This window comes from Pseudoalteromonas sp. CH_XMU1449-3, from assembly GCF_037027245.1.
GTDB classification, from domain to species: Bacteria; Pseudomonadota; Gammaproteobacteria; order Enterobacterales; family Alteromonadaceae; genus Pseudoalteromonas; species Pseudoalteromonas shioyasakiensis.
In genome coordinates, this window is record NZ_JAYMDY010000004.1 from 228,284 (window position 1) to 244,813 (window position 16,530).

Genomic DNA, 16,530 nt, shown 5'->3' on the forward strand with positions numbered 1-16,530 from the left:
ATTAACCTCCAAAAATCCGTTTAAATAAGCCTTTTTTCTCTACGTCTAAGAAACGAAAATCAACAGTTTCGCCTAATAAACGATTGATTGCATCTGTGTATGCTTGGCCTGCATCCGATTCACCATCAAGGATTACCGGTTGACCAGAGTTTGATGCACTAAGTACAGCTTGTGATTCAGGAATAACGCCCAGTAGTTTAATCGCTAAGATTTCTTGTACGTCTTCTACCGAAAGCATTTCGCCTTTTTCAACACGCTCAGGATTATAGCGAGTTAATAGTAGATGTTCTTTTACGCTTTCAAGGCCTTCTTCAGCACGTTTTGATTTGCTGTGTAAAATGCCAAGAATTCGGTCAGAGTCACGTACTGATGATACTTCTGGGTTCGTTGTTACAATCGCTTCATCAGCGAAGTACATTGCCATCATTGCACCAGCTTCGATACCCGCTGGAGAATCACACACAATGTAATCAAAATCTTTTTTCAGCTCGTTTAATACGCGCTCAACACCGTCACGGGTTAGGGCGTCTTTATCACGGGTTTGTGAGGCAGGTAAAATATGTAGCTTATCAACGCGCTTATCTTTAATAAGTGCTTGATTTAAGTTAGCTTCGCCATTGATTACGTTTACAAAATCATAAACAACACGGCGTTCACAACCCATGATAAGGTCAAGATTACGTAGACCGATATCAAAGTCGATAATAACGGTTTTAAAGCCCTTAAGCGCTAAACCTGTGCCAATCGCAGCACTCGATGTGGTTTTACCAACACCACCTTTACCAGAAGTAACGACAATCACTTTTGCCATGAGATTTATCCTTTAACCAAAGCTGAAATTTCTAATGAATCATTTTTTTGTTGGATTTGTACTGCGCTGCCCCAGTGTTCACCTTGTAGAGAGTCGCTGATCCAATAACTACCATTAATCGAAACAAGTTCTGCTTCTAATTTTTGGCAAAATATATTTGCTTCGTTGTAACCTTTAGCCCCTGCAATTGCACGGCCGCGAAGGGTGCCATAAATGTGCACGTTGCCATCGCTAATCACTTCGGCGCCATGACTTACAGCACCAATTACGATTAGGTCGCGGTCTTTTGCATACACTTGCTGACCCGAACGTACAGTGCCATGAATAACTTGCGCAGGCAGGTGAACGGTTTTTTCAACGATAGATGTATTTGTTTGTTGTTTAGCGGTTGCACCCTTAACGTCTTGTGAATAATTTAAAACCGACAGGCCCGCAGCTTTTGCGCTTTCGTTTTGCTCTTGAGAGCCATTACAAACCCCAACAGGGTTTAACGAAAGGCCGCTTAACATTGATTTTAAGAAAGAGAAATCAAGCGCTTCATCTTGTACGTCGCTTAAGTTGATTACGATAGGCGCACCGGCAAAGAACTTAGGTGCTTGGGCGATTTTCTCATCTAACTGCTTACTTAAAAGGGCTGTATCTGCTGAAAATAAATGTAAAACAGATAACGTAAAAAGGTTCCCTTTTAATTCAAAAATTTGTTCCGACATACACGCTCAATTGAATTGTCTGGATTAGGATTATTTAAGTATAAACACAGGCTGAACAAGGCATATACAGTAAAAATCTAATCTATTTTTTCTAACTTATTATATCACTCATGTTATAGTGTGCGCCTTCGTTAAGCAAGATATTATAGGGCCATAATGCTAACTGCGGTGTATAAAAGTATTAAAAAAGCGGATACATACCTTTTTGTAGAAAAAAGAGATGATTTCTCACGCGTACCTGAACCATTACTAGAAACGTTTGGTCAACCTAAGTACGTGATGATGATTAATCTAGCAAGCCGCGAAAAGTTAGGTGTGGCAGACTTAGACGCGGTTAAGCAAGCGTTAATTGACCAAGGGTTCTACTTGCAATTACCTCCGCCGGAAGAAAATCTGTTAACCCAATTTAAAAAAGACAAGGGAGTTGAGAGTGATTAAAAAACTTGCCGTCATTTTACTCAGTGCTTCACTAAGTACTTCAGTATTGGCAGAACAAAAGACACAAGCTGATTTTGACGTTTACGTTGCAGCATTAAAAAAAGAAGCACTTGAAAAAGGCTATGATGAAGCCTTAGTTGATCAAGCACTTGCAACAGCTAAATTCAAAAAGAAAGTGATCTCAGCTGATAAAAATCAGCCAGAAGTAAAAGAAACCCTCGAAACTTATTTACCAAAACGTGTGCCGCAATGGAAAATTGACCGCGCGCGTAAGCTATACAAAGAAAACCAAGAGGTTCTTGAAAAAGTAGCTAAAGAATACGGCGTTCAAGCACGCTTTATTGTTGCACTTTGGGGCCTTGAAAGTAACTTCGGTAAAATCCAAGGTGGTCACAGTGTAATTGCATCATTAGTTACACTTGCTTTTGATGGTCGCCGCGAAACCATGTACAAAAATCAACTTTGGGCAGCGCTTGATATCTTAAAAGAGGGCCACATTACCCTTGATAAGTTCAAAGGCTCGTGGGCTGGTGCAATGGGGCAAACCCAGTTTATGCCTACCTCATTTAACGCTTACGCTGTTGATTACAATGGTGATGGCCGCAAAGATATTTGGACCACAGAAGAAGACGCATTCGCTTCAATTGCTAACTACCTTAAGCAAGCAGGTTGGAACGATGATTTAACCTGGGGTCGCCAAGTTAAATTACCTGAAGGCTTTGATAACTCAAATATTCTTAAGCGTGGCACTAGAACACGCAGCCAATGGTTAGAGTATTGGAAAGATTCAGAGCGCAGCCTTGCTGATTGGCAAGCAATCGGTGTTCGTAAAATGGATGGTAGCGACTTACCAAACGTTGATGTTACCGCCGCAATGGTAATGCCAGATGACGTAAACGGTCGTATGTATCTAGCCTACGATAACTACAAAGCACTTATGCACTGGAATCGCTCGTATTACTTTGCAACCAGTGTTGGTTACTTATCAGATCGCATCGGTTACCCAGCGATTAAGTAATTGATTAATAAAAGTTAGCAAGGTCCAAGGGTAAAGCTACAAGTTTTACCCGAGCAACTTGCTAACTTATTCGGCGTTAAAACGCCTCCTACGTCGAGAAATTTTATTGGTGTAGGTCGTCATTTATGGCGACACAATCTTGAACATTTTTTGTAGGAACGGCTTCAGCCGTGAATCTTTAAATGTTCAGCGTTGAAACGCCTCCTACAAACTCGCAAACTTTCCCTAGATACAATTTTTAAACGTTTATATCAGTGTTTTTTGTAGTGCATCAGCGTCTTTACAGCCAAGGTATATGTTTTTTCCGTCAGTTAAAGTTATTTTAATGGCTTGTCCAACTGACGCATTGTATAACCAGCCATCATTTAGCATACGAATGCCAATTCCTTGATACCACTTTGTTTTGTAAGCTGAGGTCTGTGCAATCTGAGATAATTCAACATCTTTGCTAATAATCCCAAAACCAAAATACCAACGAAGCTTTTGTTCATCGATTACTATTGTTAGTGAAAAGAACAACAAAGTAACAAGCAGGTTTATCGATAATATAATTATTTTGAGATCAGCCAGTTCAGGCGATAAAATTATAAAGGCACTAATCACTAATAAAATAACAATTAACGAGTAATTTATTTCTGTCTGTTTATACATAGCCTAAGATCCTTTTAAGTCATAACGTAAATAAACGCTTAGTTATTAGTATAGCAAAGGCAAGTGTAGTTATGATTACCCGTTCAAAACGCGCTAAAGCACGACCTACAAGAGAGCGCGCGAAACAAGTTTCACGCCTACGATGAATCCCGTAGGAACGGCTTCAGCCGTGAACCTCAAATACTCGGCGTTAAAACGCCTCCTACAAACTTTACTCTTGTAACTCGAAACTTTCCCCTCGTAGCTCGTTAACTTTACTCTCGCCCCTAGCAACTCGCTAACTTATTCCCCTTTCCCCGGCTTTTTCAAAATCTTGTCTTTAAAATCAAGCACTTTACCAATACCAGAGCCTAGTTTCATTAGGCTTTGAAGTTGCTCAGGGCTTAAGCGTTGTAGCTCTGCAGACCATTTGGTTACGGTTTCGAGCAGGTCGTGAATTTCTTGCATTTGCTGCTGAGCAAAGCGTTCATCATCATTGTGGGCTTCTTCTAAAATGTTATCGCGAAGCAGGCTAAGGGTTGGGTCTATCTCGCGTTTTTTACGCTCTTCGAATACGCGGTTGGCCATATCCCAAATGCTGCCAGCAGGGCCGTAGTATTCTTTACGGTCACCCGGAATATGATGCACTTTAATTAAGCGCCAAGACTGTAGCTCTTTAATGCCCATACTTACGTTTCCGCGTGAGATACTTAAAGTATCGGCAATTTCATTGGCCGTCATTGGCTCTTTAGTAATGGTTAATAATCCACACATTTGACCAATGGTGCGGTTAAAGCCCCAACGGCTACCCATTTCACCGCAGTGCATAACAAAAGCTAAGTTTTTTTCAGATAGGCTCATAATTTTTAGTATTCAAAAATTTCAGAAATTAAATGCTAGCACGCTCGGGGTATAACTAAAAGAAATAGCCGCTATGCAATCTGCTACTACTAAAGTGTAGATACGCCATATTTTAAATTTAAGCTATTGAATTTAAAGTATAGTTTAATTAAACGCCGTGGTGATTAGCTATTTGATGTGGATCAATAATAGTGACAGTTAATAAGTTTATCGTATAGGCTGAATCACAATCTATACCATGGAGGAACGTTATGAAAGCTGCAGTAAATAAAGAGTACAAAGGTAAATTAACTATCGAAGATATTCCATGCCCAGAGGTGGGAATTAACGATGTGCTAGTTAAAATTGCCGCGTGTGGGGTGTGCCACACAGATTTACATGCTTGTCATGGAGATTGGCCAGTCAAACCAAAAATGCCATTAGTACCGGGCCATGAAGGCGTAGGTACTATCGAAAAAGTAGGTGCAAACATTAAACACTTATCAGTAGGAGACCGTGTCGGTGTTCCTTGGTTGTATAGCGCCTGTGGCCATTGCGAGTTTTGTTTAGAGGGCAAAGAAACCTTATGCCTTGAGCAGCACAACACAGGTTATTCAGTTGATGGTGGTTACGCTGAGTATTGTGTAGCTCATGGCGATTACGTGGTGAAAATTCCTGAAGGGTTAGGTTTTGCAGAAGCCGCACCACTATTTTGTGCGGGGGTTACAACCTATAAAGCGCTTAAAGTGACTGATGCAAAAGCGGGCGACTGGGTGGCAATTGTCGGTGTTGGCGGCCTAGGCCATTTAGCGGTGCAATACGCAAAAGCAATGGGCTTTAATGTGATTGCTGTTGATACCGGCGAGAGCAAGTTGGCACTAGCCAAAGAGCTTGGCGCAGACATCACCATAGATTTTATGAAGCAAGTGCCCTCAGAAACCATTTTTGAACAAGTGGGCGGCGCACATGGTGTTGTGTGTACTGCCGTATCAAAACCCGGTTTTGAGCAAGCTTATAAAAGCGTACGCCGTGGCGGTAAGTGCGTACTTGTAGGTTTACCACCAGAAGATATGCCACTGCCAATTTTCGATACCGTATTAAATGGTGTGTCTGTTGTAGGATCAATTGTGGGTACACGTAAGGACTTACAAGAATGCCTAGACTTTGCAGCAAAAGGTAAAGTTAAAGCCATTATTGAAGAAAAACGCCTAGAAGATATCAATGATATATTTGACGACATGCTAAAAGGCGATATCACAGGCCGAATCGTGATGACGCTTTAAACTGAGTCAGTTAATGCTGTCAGGTTTAGTTGAGTGGCTCAATTGAATCTGACAGTTTTTCTTATGCTAAAAAGAAGGGTGCTGTAAATTGTTATTGCCCCAAAATGAGTTAACGTAACTGCTCTAGAGCTCTGCCTCAAACGAAGATTGAAAATTTTTTTTGATACAGTCTTTATATTCAAAATTTACAACTTTCCCCTATATTCAAAAAAATGAGCAATTTGCACTTTCTTGTCGTAAGACCACTTTACTAATTTAAAGTATTTTGTTGACTAGCAATAGGTTAGCTAATTTGATAAAAACGTAGTAATCATAAAAGTGAGCAGTTGCGTGGTAGAAATATGCGCGATTTGCGCACTATTGAATTGTTATACGTTAAGGGAGCTTCATGAGTACATTGGTAGTTGTTAAAAAAAACGGATACGCGACCATTGCATGTGATTCACTTTCTACGGATGGTTCAACTACGGTTTGCCCTGAAAACAAAGTGAATAACCATAAATTTTTTAAACACGGTGATTCATATGTTGGTTTAGTCGGTTGGAACAATTTCAATAATATTTTAGAAAACATCCTGAAAGATAAGTCTGTGGAGTTAGAATTCTCCGATAGGTCTAAAATCTTTAATTCACTTTTAAAGATTCATCAAAAAATGAAAGATGAATATTTCATAGAAACCAGAGAAGATGACGAGCAACCAGTCGAATCCTCACAAATAGACGGTCTAATTATCAGCCCCAATGGAATCTATGAATTTGATAGTTATCGTGCCGTTGACGAATACTCCAAATATTGGGCACTAGGCTCTGGAAGGCGATATGCTCTAGGCGCCTTGCATTGCGCTTATGGAACTACAAAAACATCCGAAGAAATAGCTATTGCCGCAGTGAAAGCTAGCTGTACTTTTGACGACGGTTCTGCCTTACCGGTTTTATTTGAAACTATTAAGTTAAAAAACGTATAACAGCCAAGCAAGTGGGACAATTACATGTGGGCTCCCGTCGCTGCGCTCCGTATTTTAGCCCACATGTAATTACCCCTTCTTGGGGTGTTATGTTTCTTGAAAAAATTATGCAACCTGAAGTCGCAACCATTAATGATTTATTCGTAAACTATTTTACTGGCAAAGATTTCGAAAATAATTATGGGGTGCAAGTTACTTCATTAAGTAATTTAAACTCTCTGGTAACGGTGAAATTAAGCTTTTTAAAAAATCATACATACTGCTGTGGTGAGTTAACTTGCCATTTTAAAGCTGATTTCGCTCAAATTAGGAAGCGGGCAAAAAATTTAGGTGTTACTTTAGCTCAAAACTTAACTATAAAATTTGATGTAATCATTGAAGATGGTGCGTTATTTACGTTAGGTGATTCAGCTCAAGTAAGTAAAGGGTTTAAATATACTGAGAGTTTTTGTGAAAATATGCACGAAACATAACAAAGCAATCATTTATGGGACGTCTAAAGCTTGGCTTGTGCTCCTTCGTCGCTGATTTTTAGCCAAGAATTTTCAGCTCCTTACTAGGGTGCTATAAGGAACAATGATTTGGAAATTATTCTTTTCTTTATATTTTTTAGCATTGGATTTGGACTTTGGATAAGGGCTAGTATAAGTTTAGGTCAGTTGTTTAATAAAGCTCTTGGAGAAGAGGGACTTGTTAAGCAAATCGAGAACCAATTGAAATACTTTGACCAGTTTTGGGGTTTGATTTTCGGAAAACCAGATAATTATAGCATTTATCGACCAGAACTAGATCCGTATATTAAAAAAGCGAAGTCAGATCTAAAGCAAGTTTTCGTGGTAATCCTCTTTATTGTGATTTGTCTGGTAGTTAGTAGTGCCTTATAACAAATTATGGCACTAGGTACCGCTCGTTGGGACGCAAAACCTTGGCGTGCGCTCTCGTGACTAATTTTAACCAAACATAGTAGCACATAGTTTTTCGTTATCTACTTAGAGAGAGCCTGAGCTAAATGGATGCATTGAGCAAGCTTCAAGAAAAAAATAAAATCCACTCTAAGCATCAGCGTAATGCTAGCTGGAGCGCAGTTTGGGTGTTTTTACTAATGAGCCCATTGTTGTCTAGCTATGGGAGCGAATTTTACTTTTCTGTGATAAAAAACATTCAAATTGAGGCTCCGCACCCATTTATAGTCTTATTTGGCTCGTTATGTTTTGGTTTACCTTTATTAGCTATCGGTGACTGCATTCTTTTCAAGCGCGTTAATAAATTACTTCTTTTAATTATCGCAGAAGCTTGGTTCATCTGGTTTTGGGTTGTTAATCCATTATCTTGGTTGGCTTTTTTACCATTGATTCCTGCGTTTGTTATATTGCAAATACAACTCCCTCAAATAAGAACAGGTAAGTAAAGGGTATATAACAAGACAGTAAGTGGGTAAATTAACAGTTTGCTGTTTTCATTGTGTTCAACAGTGTCAGCGAACTATAAATTAATTAATTAGGAGAGAGCTATCCATGGAAGCACTAGAACGAATCACTGAGAGAGTATGTCGCAACGGTCATCCAGATGACCCGGAGACACCAAGACCATTACTTTCAATTGATGAGTTTTTCGAGGGAAACGATGTAGTAGGAAGCATAGGATGCAATTTAATTGATATTCCGCATCCCAATGATTTTTTAAGAGTATTTAAGGCTATTATTCAACGACCTGATGTAAAGGATATTAGAATTCAAGTGTCTGCTTTTGATGATCCAGATTGGCCATTTTCGGATACAGTGTACATAATGACCTCTGCTTCTGAATCTGAGGTAGGTTCATGGTTCCCTGAACACTTAAAACCTGACGAAATTTGGGAGGGCTTTGTTAATCAAGGTTACGAGGCTTATGAAATACCCGCTGAAACCCGCCCAGTAGCAGTTTGGTGGGATTAATAAGCAATTTATCAAACATTGATTATGTGCTTAATTATTAGAGCGTAAGATTCCGTTGTATTGCTTACAACCTAAATGGGTCGTTAACTGTTAAAAGGATGTTCAAAATTAAAAAGTTGATATTGATTTGTCTTATCTATGCTTTATCGGGGTGTGCTTCTTTTGATGTGGAACCTGTTCCAAAAGGCTGGGTTTTGCTTTCGTTCGATATTGATAGCAATGGAAACCCAATTAATATCAAAGTTCTTGAGTCAAATCCGTCTATCGTTTTTGATAAAGAAGCTGTTATTGCCTTGGAGAAATGGAAATTCAAACCTAAAGTTGTAAATGGTGTTCCAGTTGCTCAAAAGGAAATGCAAGTCAGATTGGATTTTGAGTTGAATGACGAAAATTAATAATCCAATAAAAGCTCATATTACTCATTCTTTGTTTTAAACAATCACAATAGGCTAGAGCGGGTGCTAATCTTGAAATCCCAAAGGAATTTATTTTTAAATTCGACGATACTCGTTTCAAGCATATAAATGCTACACCAGTTAGAAACTATCTAACCTATCGGATTAATTTATAAATGAGAATATACATACTCAAATTTATAAAACTTGAATGCTTACCAACCATCCAAATATGTACCTAGTTCTTTACCCTTTTCAATATCCTCTTTAGCTAAATAGCTGATACGACTTTGTTCATTTCGCATACTAAATCGATGAAATGAAATACATAAAAGCAAATACAGCAACCAGAAAAATAACAGAAACCCTGTGAATAATAAGGCTTTTTCAATGAGATCAAGTCCATCCCTAAAAAACACTATTGGAATACCGATTAATGCAACTAGCCAAGAGATATAAAAGAACGATGCTTTTGCTGCAGTCTTTATAATTGTCGAATTGTAGTATTTCAATGGCAGACCTTTTGGTATTTTATAACATGTATAGCTAAAGTTTGGCTGTTATCCTATCAACTCTCATCAAAGTTACAGTACAGACTGTAATAGCCTATCTAACTCTTGCAGTATTCCGCTAGTAGTGCATTAACGTAATCTGCACCAAGCTCTTTTGCTTTTTTCCAATTCTGACAAGCGGCTTTTAAATCGCCTACAGCTTTGAAAGAGTTTGCCATATTAGCGTAAGCGCGCTGCAATGTAATTTCATCCTTCGGGATAATTTCAATTACAGTACCATAATCAGCAATTGCCCCCAGATGATCGCCGTTGTCATCTTTTAACGCTCCTCTATTTAATAATGCGCTAGAAAAGTTTGGTGCAATCTCTATCGCTTTATCATAATCAATCATTGCAGCATTAGAAGCATATAATTCACTCTTTGCTATCGCTCTCGAATAAAGAGCGTCTACGTCTTTGCTATTCACTTTAAGTGTATTTGTCCATTGCGCAATGGCAGCAGAAAGATTGCCTTGATTATAGTAATCAAAACCTTTGTTAAAAAATTCGTCTGCTGTTGTTGCCTCAAATGGCGGAAAAAATTGATTGTTTTTATCGAATGGCGCTCCAAACCCTTCAAATTTTGCATCAAACTCGTATCCTCTTTTATACATATCTAATGTCCAATACACCAAGTTATCTGCAGTTACAGGAAAGGGACTCGTTTTTCCTGATAAATCCCATGCACCATTTTCGGTCTTAACTGGCTCTAAAACTTTATATCCGTAACTATTTTTCAGAAGTAAAGCCAAATTATTTAATTTGGCTTTACTATCAGAAAGAAAATGAAAATCGAAAGCGAGCATTGAATACGGTGTTAAGCCATTCGACTCCATGCTGAAATAAACAGAATCTGCACTATTGATTTCGTTGTTATAATTTTTGGAGAACTCCGCCCATGTGAAGTATGTGTTTTCCATTGTGATTCCTTTAAATGAAACTAGCGTTGTAACTAGAAAAATTGTCTTAAAATTCACAAAATCTCTGCAAAATTATCTGTCATTTATAATCTATCATCTTATGTTTATTACCAAAAATCCAAACAAAAAAGCGCGACCTAACTAAGCCGCGCTTTTTGCTATCAATTCACAATTAAAGTGTGTAGCTAAAAGTTAATTTAGCATTACGCTCTTCTCCTGGCATACCACCTAAGAACATTGCTTTTGAGTAATAGGTTTTGTTAAACAAGTTATTTAAGTTTAACTGTAGTTTCCAATCAACTGTTTGGTATTGAATTGCGGCGTCGTATACCGTGTAGCTTGGTACGTAGCCATCAGGAATGCCAAACGAGGTTGAATGAGTGCTGCGATCATCAACATATTGTACGCCTGCGCTAATTGTAAGAGGCTCGGCTAAATCAAACCATTTAGCGTCATAGCTTAACCAGCTGCTTGCTGTTACATAAGGCACACCTTTTTGGCGAGAATCAAAGCTTGATGAATTTGGATTTTGCTTATCACGCGCGTCTTGATAAACCGCGTTTACGTTAAGTTTCCATTGCTCGTTTAAATCGGCATTTAAATCAAGCTCAACACCTTTGGTTTGCTCTTCACCATCGTAAAAGCTTTTTGGTACTGAGGCATCAGATACACCGGCTTCATAATCTGGGTTGGCATACTCAAGGTTTGTACGGGCACTATCAAATACCACCAGTGAGGCTAGTAGTTGATCGTCAAAGGCTTTTACACGCATACCAATGTCGTTACTGACTGACTCTGCGTCATCTCGGTCTGCTTCGTTACCCGATACACTGCCAAGCACACTGTAAGCTGTACGGCCTTTAGAGTGGTTTACAAAGAACGAAATATCATCGCTAAGTTTGTAGGTTGCACCAAGGTTGTAGGTCATACCGCTGTCTGATGTATCTGCTTCTGGCGTTGGCTCGGCGGCACTTGCACGGTAGCGTGCATCAACACCAAAGTGTTCATAGCTTTGTTTAATACGGTTAAAGGCAACGCCTACTCGGGTTGTAAAGGTATCGTGAATATAGGCAACATGTTGAATACCCACACCCCAAGCCTGAACCTTTTTGTTGTAATCGCTGGTTTTTAGCGGGTCGTAATCAAAAAAGCTGCCTTCGCCCCAGTTCGGGTTACGAATATCAAAAATGTAAGGTAATTGACCTTGGTAAATAACCTCTCCATCTTTGTTTTTAATGACCTTGTCGGCATCGTAAATTGAGTATTGTTTAAAACGAATATCGCGGTCTTCGTAGTTGGCGTTTACCAGTAGTTCGTTATCAATTCCGGCAAAGCTAAAGTCATAACGCAAGTCTGCAAAGTATTGCCATGATTTTTCGTCAGCTTCTACTTGGCGGTATTCTTGGCGACGCGCTGCAAATGGGTAAAGTACGTCATCAACCACTAAAGGAGCGCGCGGGTCGGCATTAATCACGCCTCTGCGGTTCCAATAAACATAGTTATAAGCACCCGTTTGGCGGGCAAAGCTTGATTCGTAATTACGGTATTGTAGTTGCTGATTTAAAAATAAATTATCTGTAATAAAGTAGTTATGGGTTAACTTAAAGCGCAGCTCTTCGCCTTCGTTATCATTTGCCATTGGCGAGATAATACCGTTATGACCAAAGGTGTAAGGTGTTAGGCCATCATTTGCTGCCAGTGAGTCTGCTAATTGTTGGCGTTGCTGTTCGGTTAGTTGCAGGCCTTTTGCCGTTGCATCGTTAATTAAATCGGCAGCGGTTACTTCACCTGCGGTTTTACCATTCACTGAGTCGCTGTTAAAAATACGAATAGGGTGGCCAATTGAATCAACGGCAATGGCATCTTTGATATAAGCGGCAGAAATCATGATGTCTTGTTTGTCGCTTAATACGTATTTTAATGCGCCATAAATTTCATCGCGGTCGTCTTTTAAGTCGCGGTAGCCATCGCTGCGAGCGGTTTTTGCGTTAACGCGATAAGCAAGGTTTTCGGTTAATGCCGCTGTGCTATCAAAGCCTAGTGAGTAGCTATCCCATTGACCAAGCTCTGCATTAACGGTGTGTTTTTCAGTGAATTGTGGTTTCTTTTCAATAAGGTTGATAACACCGCCTGCGCTACCCATACCATATAAACCCGTTGCAGGGCCTTTAAGTACTTCTACAGATTCAACATTGGTCATTGAGCGTGTAGGGTTAAAGGTGTTACCTAGGCCTGCACCGCCGTACATGCCATCGTAAGTATAGTTTGCACCTAAACCGCGGATCACTAAGTTATCGCCAATACCGTAGTTGTTACCGGCTTGGGTTACACCACTGATGTTACGCACTAAGTCTTGTAAGTTTGTTGCGCCTTGTGAATTGATAAGCTCTTGATCAACAACGACAACCGGGGCTGGCGTTTCCATTAAGGTCATATTTGATTTAGTGGCAAGGCCAGATTCAAGTACTACACGGTTTTGTTTGTCGTAAACGGTAATACGTTCAACTGAGTCTAAATCGTTGGCGGTTGCATTGAATGCGCTTAAGCAGGCTAGGGCTAAAATTGAGTATTTATATGTCGTCATTATAGGTAAACTGTCGAGATTTTTCGGCAATGATAATGCGAGCTATTTTCATTTCAAGTTTTATTTATCTGTTTTGGGGAATTTTTTTGTTTGGATACAAGTTGCTAACAACTGGTTTTATGGTTGGTAATTTTGTTTACGATATAGATACAAAGTGGGTTGCTGGCTCCACTTATGCAAAGCCAGCATAATAGCTTATTTAAAAACTTTACCGTCTTTCATAACAAATTGTACATCTTCAAGTACTGCAATGTTTTCAAGCGGGTTGCCTTTTACGGCGATAATATCGGCTAAGAAACCGCTTTTGATTTGGCCAAGTTGATCATCCACTTTTAGCAGTTTAGCACTATTGATGGTGGCAGACTGCAATGCTTGCAGCGGTGTCATACCAAACTCAACCATACGTGAAAACTGCTTTGCGTTATCGCCATGAGGGTAAATGGCTGCATCGGTACCAAACACCATGTTTACGCCTGCTTTTACTGCACGGCTAAAGCTATCACGTTGCTTTTTAGATACTTGGCGTTCTTTATTGAGATTTTCTTCTGCAACCCCGTTTTGTTCACCAAAGGCAAGGGTGTACTCAGTGTTGTAAATATCCATTGAGAACCAAGTGCCGTATTTTTTCGCAAGTTTAATGGCTTCGTCATCAACAAAGCTAACGTGCTCAACACTGTCTACACCGGCAACAATGGCCGCTTTAATACCACTGGTACCGTGCGCATGGGCTGCAACAGTTAGGCCGCGTATATGAGCTTCGTCAACAATGGCGTTCATTTCGTCTTGGCTATATTGTTGAATACCCACTTTTGTGCCTTTTGAAAATACGCCGCCTGTTGCACAAAACTTAATGGCATTGGCACCGTACTTAATGTTTTCACGTACTTTAGCGCGCACAGCCCATGGGCCATCAGCAACGCCTTCTGCGGTGTATTTCATTTCTGGTGGTAAACGGTTGTTATCGCAGTGACCGCCTGTAACACCTAAAGACGGGCCAGCCGCCCAAATACGTGGGCCAACAATATCGCCTGCGTTAATGCCATCGCGTACTGCAATCACGCTGTAGCCTTCTGCGCCTAAGTTACGCAGCGTTGTAAAACCTGCATACAGTGTTTTTTCGGCAAAGTGCGCTGCTTTGATTGCTTTACGCGGAATCGATTGACCAATTCGCTCACTGCGCGGCACGGTAGGATCGCTTGTTAAATGCACATGCATATCCATTAAACCTGGTACCAGAGTCAGCTCTGGTAATTGAATGTGCTTATCGCCGTCTTTTAAGTTTGGCTGTTTATTGCTTTGTACAGCTGTAATTTGACCATTATCTATACTGATAAGTGGTGATTTAATCAGTTTACCTGAATTTACATCTACCATGGCTTTTGCCGATAAGTAGGTGGTTGCGTAGGTATTTAGAGAGGTTAGGCAAGCAAGGCCTAAGCTAATAGCAAGAGCTGTCTTTTTCATTTTTATTCAAAATTGGTAAGTCGAGCCGCCACTCTAGCAATCAGCTTGCAAAGTGTAAATAAACTGCGATAAGTTGCAGCGATACTTGCTAAATAGGGAACTAAACCCTCATAATTTACGCGTACTTAATATAAGGGCAGGGAAAGAATGAAAAACGTAAAACTAGCACTACTTAGTTCGGCGGTGATGTTTGCATTACTTGGTTGTAATGAATCAACGCCAAGCAACGAAAAAACAACTCAGGCAGTAAGCAAACAAGCACCAAGCGCAACGTCAGCCACAGAGCAACTTGATACATTACTAGCAGACTACTTTGAAGCAGGCTTAAAGTTTAATCCAATTGGTGGTACTTACATTGGTCGCAGCGAATATAACGACCAATTTATTGCACCTATTAGTAAAGCAAACCGCGACGAGCAGCTTAACTTTGTTAAAGAATACAAAAACAAACTAGCAAATATCGACAAAGGGCAATTAACAGGTCAGTCATTATTGAGCTACGAAATTCTAGCCCGCGATTTAGACCTTGCGATTGAAGGCGCTCAGTTTCCAAGCTACTTAATGCCAATTAACCAAATGGGCGGGGCGCACAATACCTTTGCTGCGTTAGGTTCTGGACAAAGTGCACAACCTTTTAATACGGTTGAAGATTATAAAGCATTTGAAAAACGTGCTGACGGTTTCATCGCTTGGTTAGACAGTGTTGAACAATCAATGCGCCAAGGCATGAAAGACAAAGTGGTTCTTCCTAAACCGCTTGCTGAAAAACTATTACCACAATTTCAAACTCATATCGTAGAAAAACCAGAAGAGTCATTATTCTGGGGGCCAATTGCTCAGTTACCTGAATCTTTCAGCGACGAGCAAAAAGCACAGCTAACAAGCGCGTACACGGCGATGATCAGCGAGCGTTTAGTGCCTGCGTATCAAAAAATGGCTGACTTTTTAGCGAATGAGTACATTCCAAATGCCCGTGAAAGCATTGGTTACAGCGACCTGCCAAATGGTAAAGCCTGGTATGAGTACCAAATTAAACAGCATACAACGCTGAGCTTAAACGCCGATGAAATTCATGACATTGGTTTAAGCGAAGTATCGCGCATCTTATCTGAGATGAAAAAAGTCAAAGAGACAGTCGGTTTCGAAGGCGACTTAAAAGCGTTTTTTGAACACCTAAGAACCTCAGATGAGTTTTACTACGATACGCCAGAAGAGTTAATTGCCGCGTACGAAGCTGTAAAAGAAAAAATTGATGCTAAGCTGCCGCAAATGTTCGATATTGCGCCAAAAGCGCCATACGTTGTAAAAGCAGTTGAAGATTTCCGCGCAGAATCTGCTGCGGGTGCATCTTACCAGTCGCCAGCACCAGATGGCTCACGCCCAGGTATTTTCTATATCAATACTTTTAACCTAAAAGCGCAGCCTAAGTTTTTACTTGAAACCTTATCTATTCACGAAGCCGCGCCGGGTCACCATTTTCAAATTGCCTTGCAACAAGAAATTGAAGGATTACCACTGTTTCGTAAATTTGGTGGCTACACGGTATTTGCAGAAGGTTGGGCGTTGTATGCAGAAAGTTTAGGTAAAGAGCTTGGCCTATTTACCGACCCTTACATGTGGTACGGCCGTTTATCAGATGAGCAATTACGTGCAATGCGCTTAGTGCTTGATACTGGTTTCCACGCAAAAGGTTGGACACGTCAACAAGGTATTGATTACATGTTGGCTAACTCATCAATGGCCGAAAGCGACATTATTGCCGAAGTTGAGCGTTACATTGCATGGCCGGGCCAAGCGCTGTCGTACAAGTTAGGTCAGTTCAAAATTCAAGAACTACGTGACTACGCGAGCAAAGAGCTAGGCGATAAGTTCGATATTAAAGCTTTCCATACGCAAGTGCTGATTGATGGCGCATTACCTATGCCAATTCTTGAAGAGAAAATTAAGCGTTGGGTTAACGAGCAAAAATAGCACCTTTGCGCGCATGC

Annotated in this window: 18 protein-coding genes; 10 read left to right on the forward strand and 8 right to left on the reverse strand. The window is 40.2% G+C overall.

The genetic code is table 11. The features are described from left to right. Window position 1: 1 nt before the first annotated feature. A complete protein-coding gene (gene minD, locus WA256_RS07395; protein WP_054552048.1) occupies window positions 2–811 on the reverse strand; it encodes a septum site-determining protein MinD in 810 nt (269 codons plus the stop codon). A 5-nt stretch (window positions 812–816) separates the two neighbouring features. Next, window positions 817–1,521 (reverse strand): septum site-determining protein MinC, encoded by a 705-nt coding sequence (gene minC, locus WA256_RS07400; RefSeq protein ID WP_054552049.1) that lies wholly within the window; start codon window positions 1,519–1,521, stop codon window positions 817–819. Window positions 1,522–1,677: 156 nt separating this feature from the next. Between minC and WA256_RS07405 the strand changes: the two genes are divergently transcribed. Together WA256_RS07405 and WA256_RS07410 are read left to right on the forward strand one after the other, a co-directional pair. Then, window positions 1,678–1,959 carry a YcgL domain-containing protein gene (locus tag WA256_RS07405; protein ID WP_054552050.1) on the forward strand — a complete coding sequence of 94 codons (282 nt, stop codon included), beginning with the start codon at window positions 1,678–1,680 and terminating at the stop codon, window positions 1,957–1,959. Then, entirely contained in the window at window positions 1,952–2,977 is a 1,026-nt protein-coding gene (locus WA256_RS07410; RefSeq protein WP_062565624.1) for a lytic murein transglycosylase, read from the forward strand. Before WA256_RS07405 ends, WA256_RS07410 begins: the two co-directional genes overlap by 8 nt. Before the next feature lie 246 nt (window positions 2,978–3,223). On the opposite strand, the gene WA256_RS07415 is transcribed toward WA256_RS07410, so the two are convergent. Together WA256_RS07415 and WA256_RS07420 are read right to left on the reverse strand one after the other, a co-directional pair. Next, window positions 3,224–3,628 (reverse strand): hypothetical protein, encoded by a 405-nt coding sequence (locus tag WA256_RS07415; RefSeq protein ID WP_335990227.1) that lies wholly within the window; start codon window positions 3,626–3,628, stop codon window positions 3,224–3,226. A 282-nt stretch (window positions 3,629–3,910) separates the two neighbouring features. Continuing rightward, window positions 3,911–4,468: a GbsR/MarR family transcriptional regulator gene (locus tag WA256_RS07420; RefSeq protein WP_054552053.1), complete on the reverse strand. Its 558-nt coding sequence runs from the start codon at window positions 4,466–4,468 to the stop codon at window positions 3,911–3,913. Window positions 4,469–4,719: 251 nt separating this feature from the next. Between WA256_RS07420 and adhP the strand changes: the two genes are divergently transcribed. The 7 genes from adhP to WA256_RS07455 all read left to right on the forward strand — a co-directional run bounded on the left by adhP (window position 4,720) and on the right by WA256_RS07455 (window position 9,023). Further along, window positions 4,720–5,730, forward strand: a complete 1,011-nt coding sequence (gene adhP / locus WA256_RS07425; protein WP_054563854.1) for an alcohol dehydrogenase AdhP — start codon at window positions 4,720–4,722, stop codon at window positions 5,728–5,730. 388 nt (window positions 5,731–6,118) lie between these two features. Beyond that, entirely contained in the window at window positions 6,119–6,694 is a 576-nt protein-coding gene (locus WA256_RS07430; protein ID WP_130167593.1) for an MFS transporter, read from the forward strand. A gap of 89 nt (window positions 6,695–6,783) precedes the next feature. Continuing rightward, window positions 6,784–7,167 (forward strand): hypothetical protein, encoded by a 384-nt coding sequence (locus WA256_RS07435; protein WP_063529928.1) that lies wholly within the window; start codon window positions 6,784–6,786, stop codon window positions 7,165–7,167. A gap of 108 nt (window positions 7,168–7,275) precedes the next feature. Next, window positions 7,276–7,578, forward strand: a complete 303-nt coding sequence (locus tag WA256_RS07440; RefSeq protein WP_335990233.1) for a hypothetical protein — start codon at window positions 7,276–7,278, stop codon at window positions 7,576–7,578. 125 nt (window positions 7,579–7,703) lie between these two features. Then, window positions 7,704–8,102, forward strand: a complete 399-nt coding sequence (locus tag WA256_RS07445) for a hypothetical protein (RefSeq protein WP_063529930.1) — start codon at window positions 7,704–7,706, stop codon at window positions 8,100–8,102. Window positions 8,103–8,208: 106 nt separating this feature from the next. Beyond that, window positions 8,209–8,628 carry a hypothetical protein gene (locus WA256_RS07450; protein WP_335990235.1) on the forward strand — a complete coding sequence of 140 codons (420 nt, stop codon included), beginning with the start codon at window positions 8,209–8,211 and terminating at the stop codon, window positions 8,626–8,628. A 98-nt stretch (window positions 8,629–8,726) separates the two neighbouring features. Then, a complete protein-coding gene (locus WA256_RS07455) occupies window positions 8,727–9,023 on the forward strand; it encodes an energy transducer TonB (protein WP_335990237.1) in 297 nt (98 codons plus the stop codon). Window positions 9,024–9,238: 215 nt separating this feature from the next. Here WA256_RS07455 and WA256_RS07460 read toward each other — a convergent pair whose 3' ends face one another. The 4 genes from WA256_RS07460 to WA256_RS07475 all read right to left on the reverse strand — a co-directional run bounded on the left by WA256_RS07460 (window position 9,239) and on the right by WA256_RS07475 (window position 14,542). Then, a complete protein-coding gene (locus WA256_RS07460; protein WP_287243505.1) occupies window positions 9,239–9,535 on the reverse strand; it encodes a hypothetical protein in 297 nt (98 codons plus the stop codon). A gap of 98 nt (window positions 9,536–9,633) precedes the next feature. Next, window positions 9,634–10,494 carry a tetratricopeptide repeat protein gene (locus WA256_RS07465; protein ID WP_335990240.1) on the reverse strand — a complete coding sequence of 287 codons (861 nt, stop codon included), beginning with the start codon at window positions 10,492–10,494 and terminating at the stop codon, window positions 9,634–9,636. A gap of 172 nt (window positions 10,495–10,666) precedes the next feature. Then, window positions 10,667–13,078, reverse strand: a complete 2,412-nt coding sequence (locus tag WA256_RS07470; RefSeq protein WP_335990242.1) for a TonB-dependent receptor — start codon at window positions 13,076–13,078, stop codon at window positions 10,667–10,669. A gap of 195 nt (window positions 13,079–13,273) precedes the next feature. Next, entirely contained in the window at window positions 13,274–14,542 is a 1,269-nt protein-coding gene (locus WA256_RS07475) for a Xaa-Pro dipeptidase (protein WP_335990244.1), read from the reverse strand. Between the two features lie 147 nt (window positions 14,543–14,689). Here WA256_RS07475 and WA256_RS07480 point away from each other — a divergent pair, with 147 nt between their 5' ends. After that, window positions 14,690–16,513: a DUF885 domain-containing protein gene (locus tag WA256_RS07480; RefSeq protein ID WP_252949712.1), complete on the forward strand. Its 1,824-nt coding sequence runs from the start codon at window positions 14,690–14,692 to the stop codon at window positions 16,511–16,513. The last annotated feature ends 17 nt before the right edge of the window (window positions 16,514–16,530 follow it).

Excerpts from the sequence above, each read along its gene's own strand:
- WA256_RS07405 (WP_054552050.1), top strand. The coding sequence starts at position 1,678 with ATGCTAACTGCGGTGTATAAAAGTATTAAAAAAGCGGATACATACCTT.
- WA256_RS07455 (WP_335990237.1), top strand. The coding sequence starts at position 8,727 with ATGTTCAAAATTAAAAAGTTGATATTGATTTGTCTTATCTATGCTTTA.
- WA256_RS07435 (WP_063529928.1), top strand. The coding sequence starts at position 6,784 with ATGTTTCTTGAAAAAATTATGCAACCTGAAGTCGCAACCATTAATGAT.
- WA256_RS07465 (WP_335990240.1), bottom strand. The coding sequence starts at position 10,494 with ATGGAAAACACATACTTCACATGGGCGGAGTTCTCCAAAAATTATAAC.
- minD (WP_054552048.1), bottom strand. The coding sequence starts at position 811 with ATGGCAAAAGTGATTGTCGTTACTTCTGGTAAAGGTGGTGTTGGTAAA.
- WA256_RS07475 (WP_335990244.1), bottom strand. The coding sequence starts at position 14,542 with ATGAAAAAGACAGCTCTTGCTATTAGCTTAGGCCTTGCTTGCCTAACC.
- adhP (WP_054563854.1), top strand. The coding sequence starts at position 4,720 with ATGAAAGCTGCAGTAAATAAAGAGTACAAAGGTAAATTAACTATCGAA.
- WA256_RS07450 (WP_335990235.1), top strand. The coding sequence starts at position 8,209 with ATGGAAGCACTAGAACGAATCACTGAGAGAGTATGTCGCAACGGTCAT.
- minC (WP_054552049.1), bottom strand. The coding sequence starts at position 1,521 with ATGTCGGAACAAATTTTTGAATTAAAAGGGAACCTTTTTACGTTATCT.
- WA256_RS07420 (WP_054552053.1), bottom strand. The coding sequence starts at position 4,468 with ATGAGCCTATCTGAAAAAAACTTAGCTTTTGTTATGCACTGCGGTGAA.
- WA256_RS07415 (WP_335990227.1), bottom strand. The coding sequence starts at position 3,628 with ATGTATAAACAGACAGAAATAAATTACTCGTTAATTGTTATTTTATTA.
- WA256_RS07430 (WP_130167593.1), top strand. The coding sequence starts at position 6,119 with ATGAGTACATTGGTAGTTGTTAAAAAAAACGGATACGCGACCATTGCA.
- WA256_RS07470 (WP_335990242.1), bottom strand. The coding sequence starts at position 13,078 with ATGACGACATATAAATACTCAATTTTAGCCCTAGCCTGCTTAAGCGCA.
- WA256_RS07480 (WP_252949712.1), top strand. The coding sequence starts at position 14,690 with ATGAAAAACGTAAAACTAGCACTACTTAGTTCGGCGGTGATGTTTGCA.
- WA256_RS07445 (WP_063529930.1), top strand. The coding sequence starts at position 7,704 with ATGGATGCATTGAGCAAGCTTCAAGAAAAAAATAAAATCCACTCTAAG.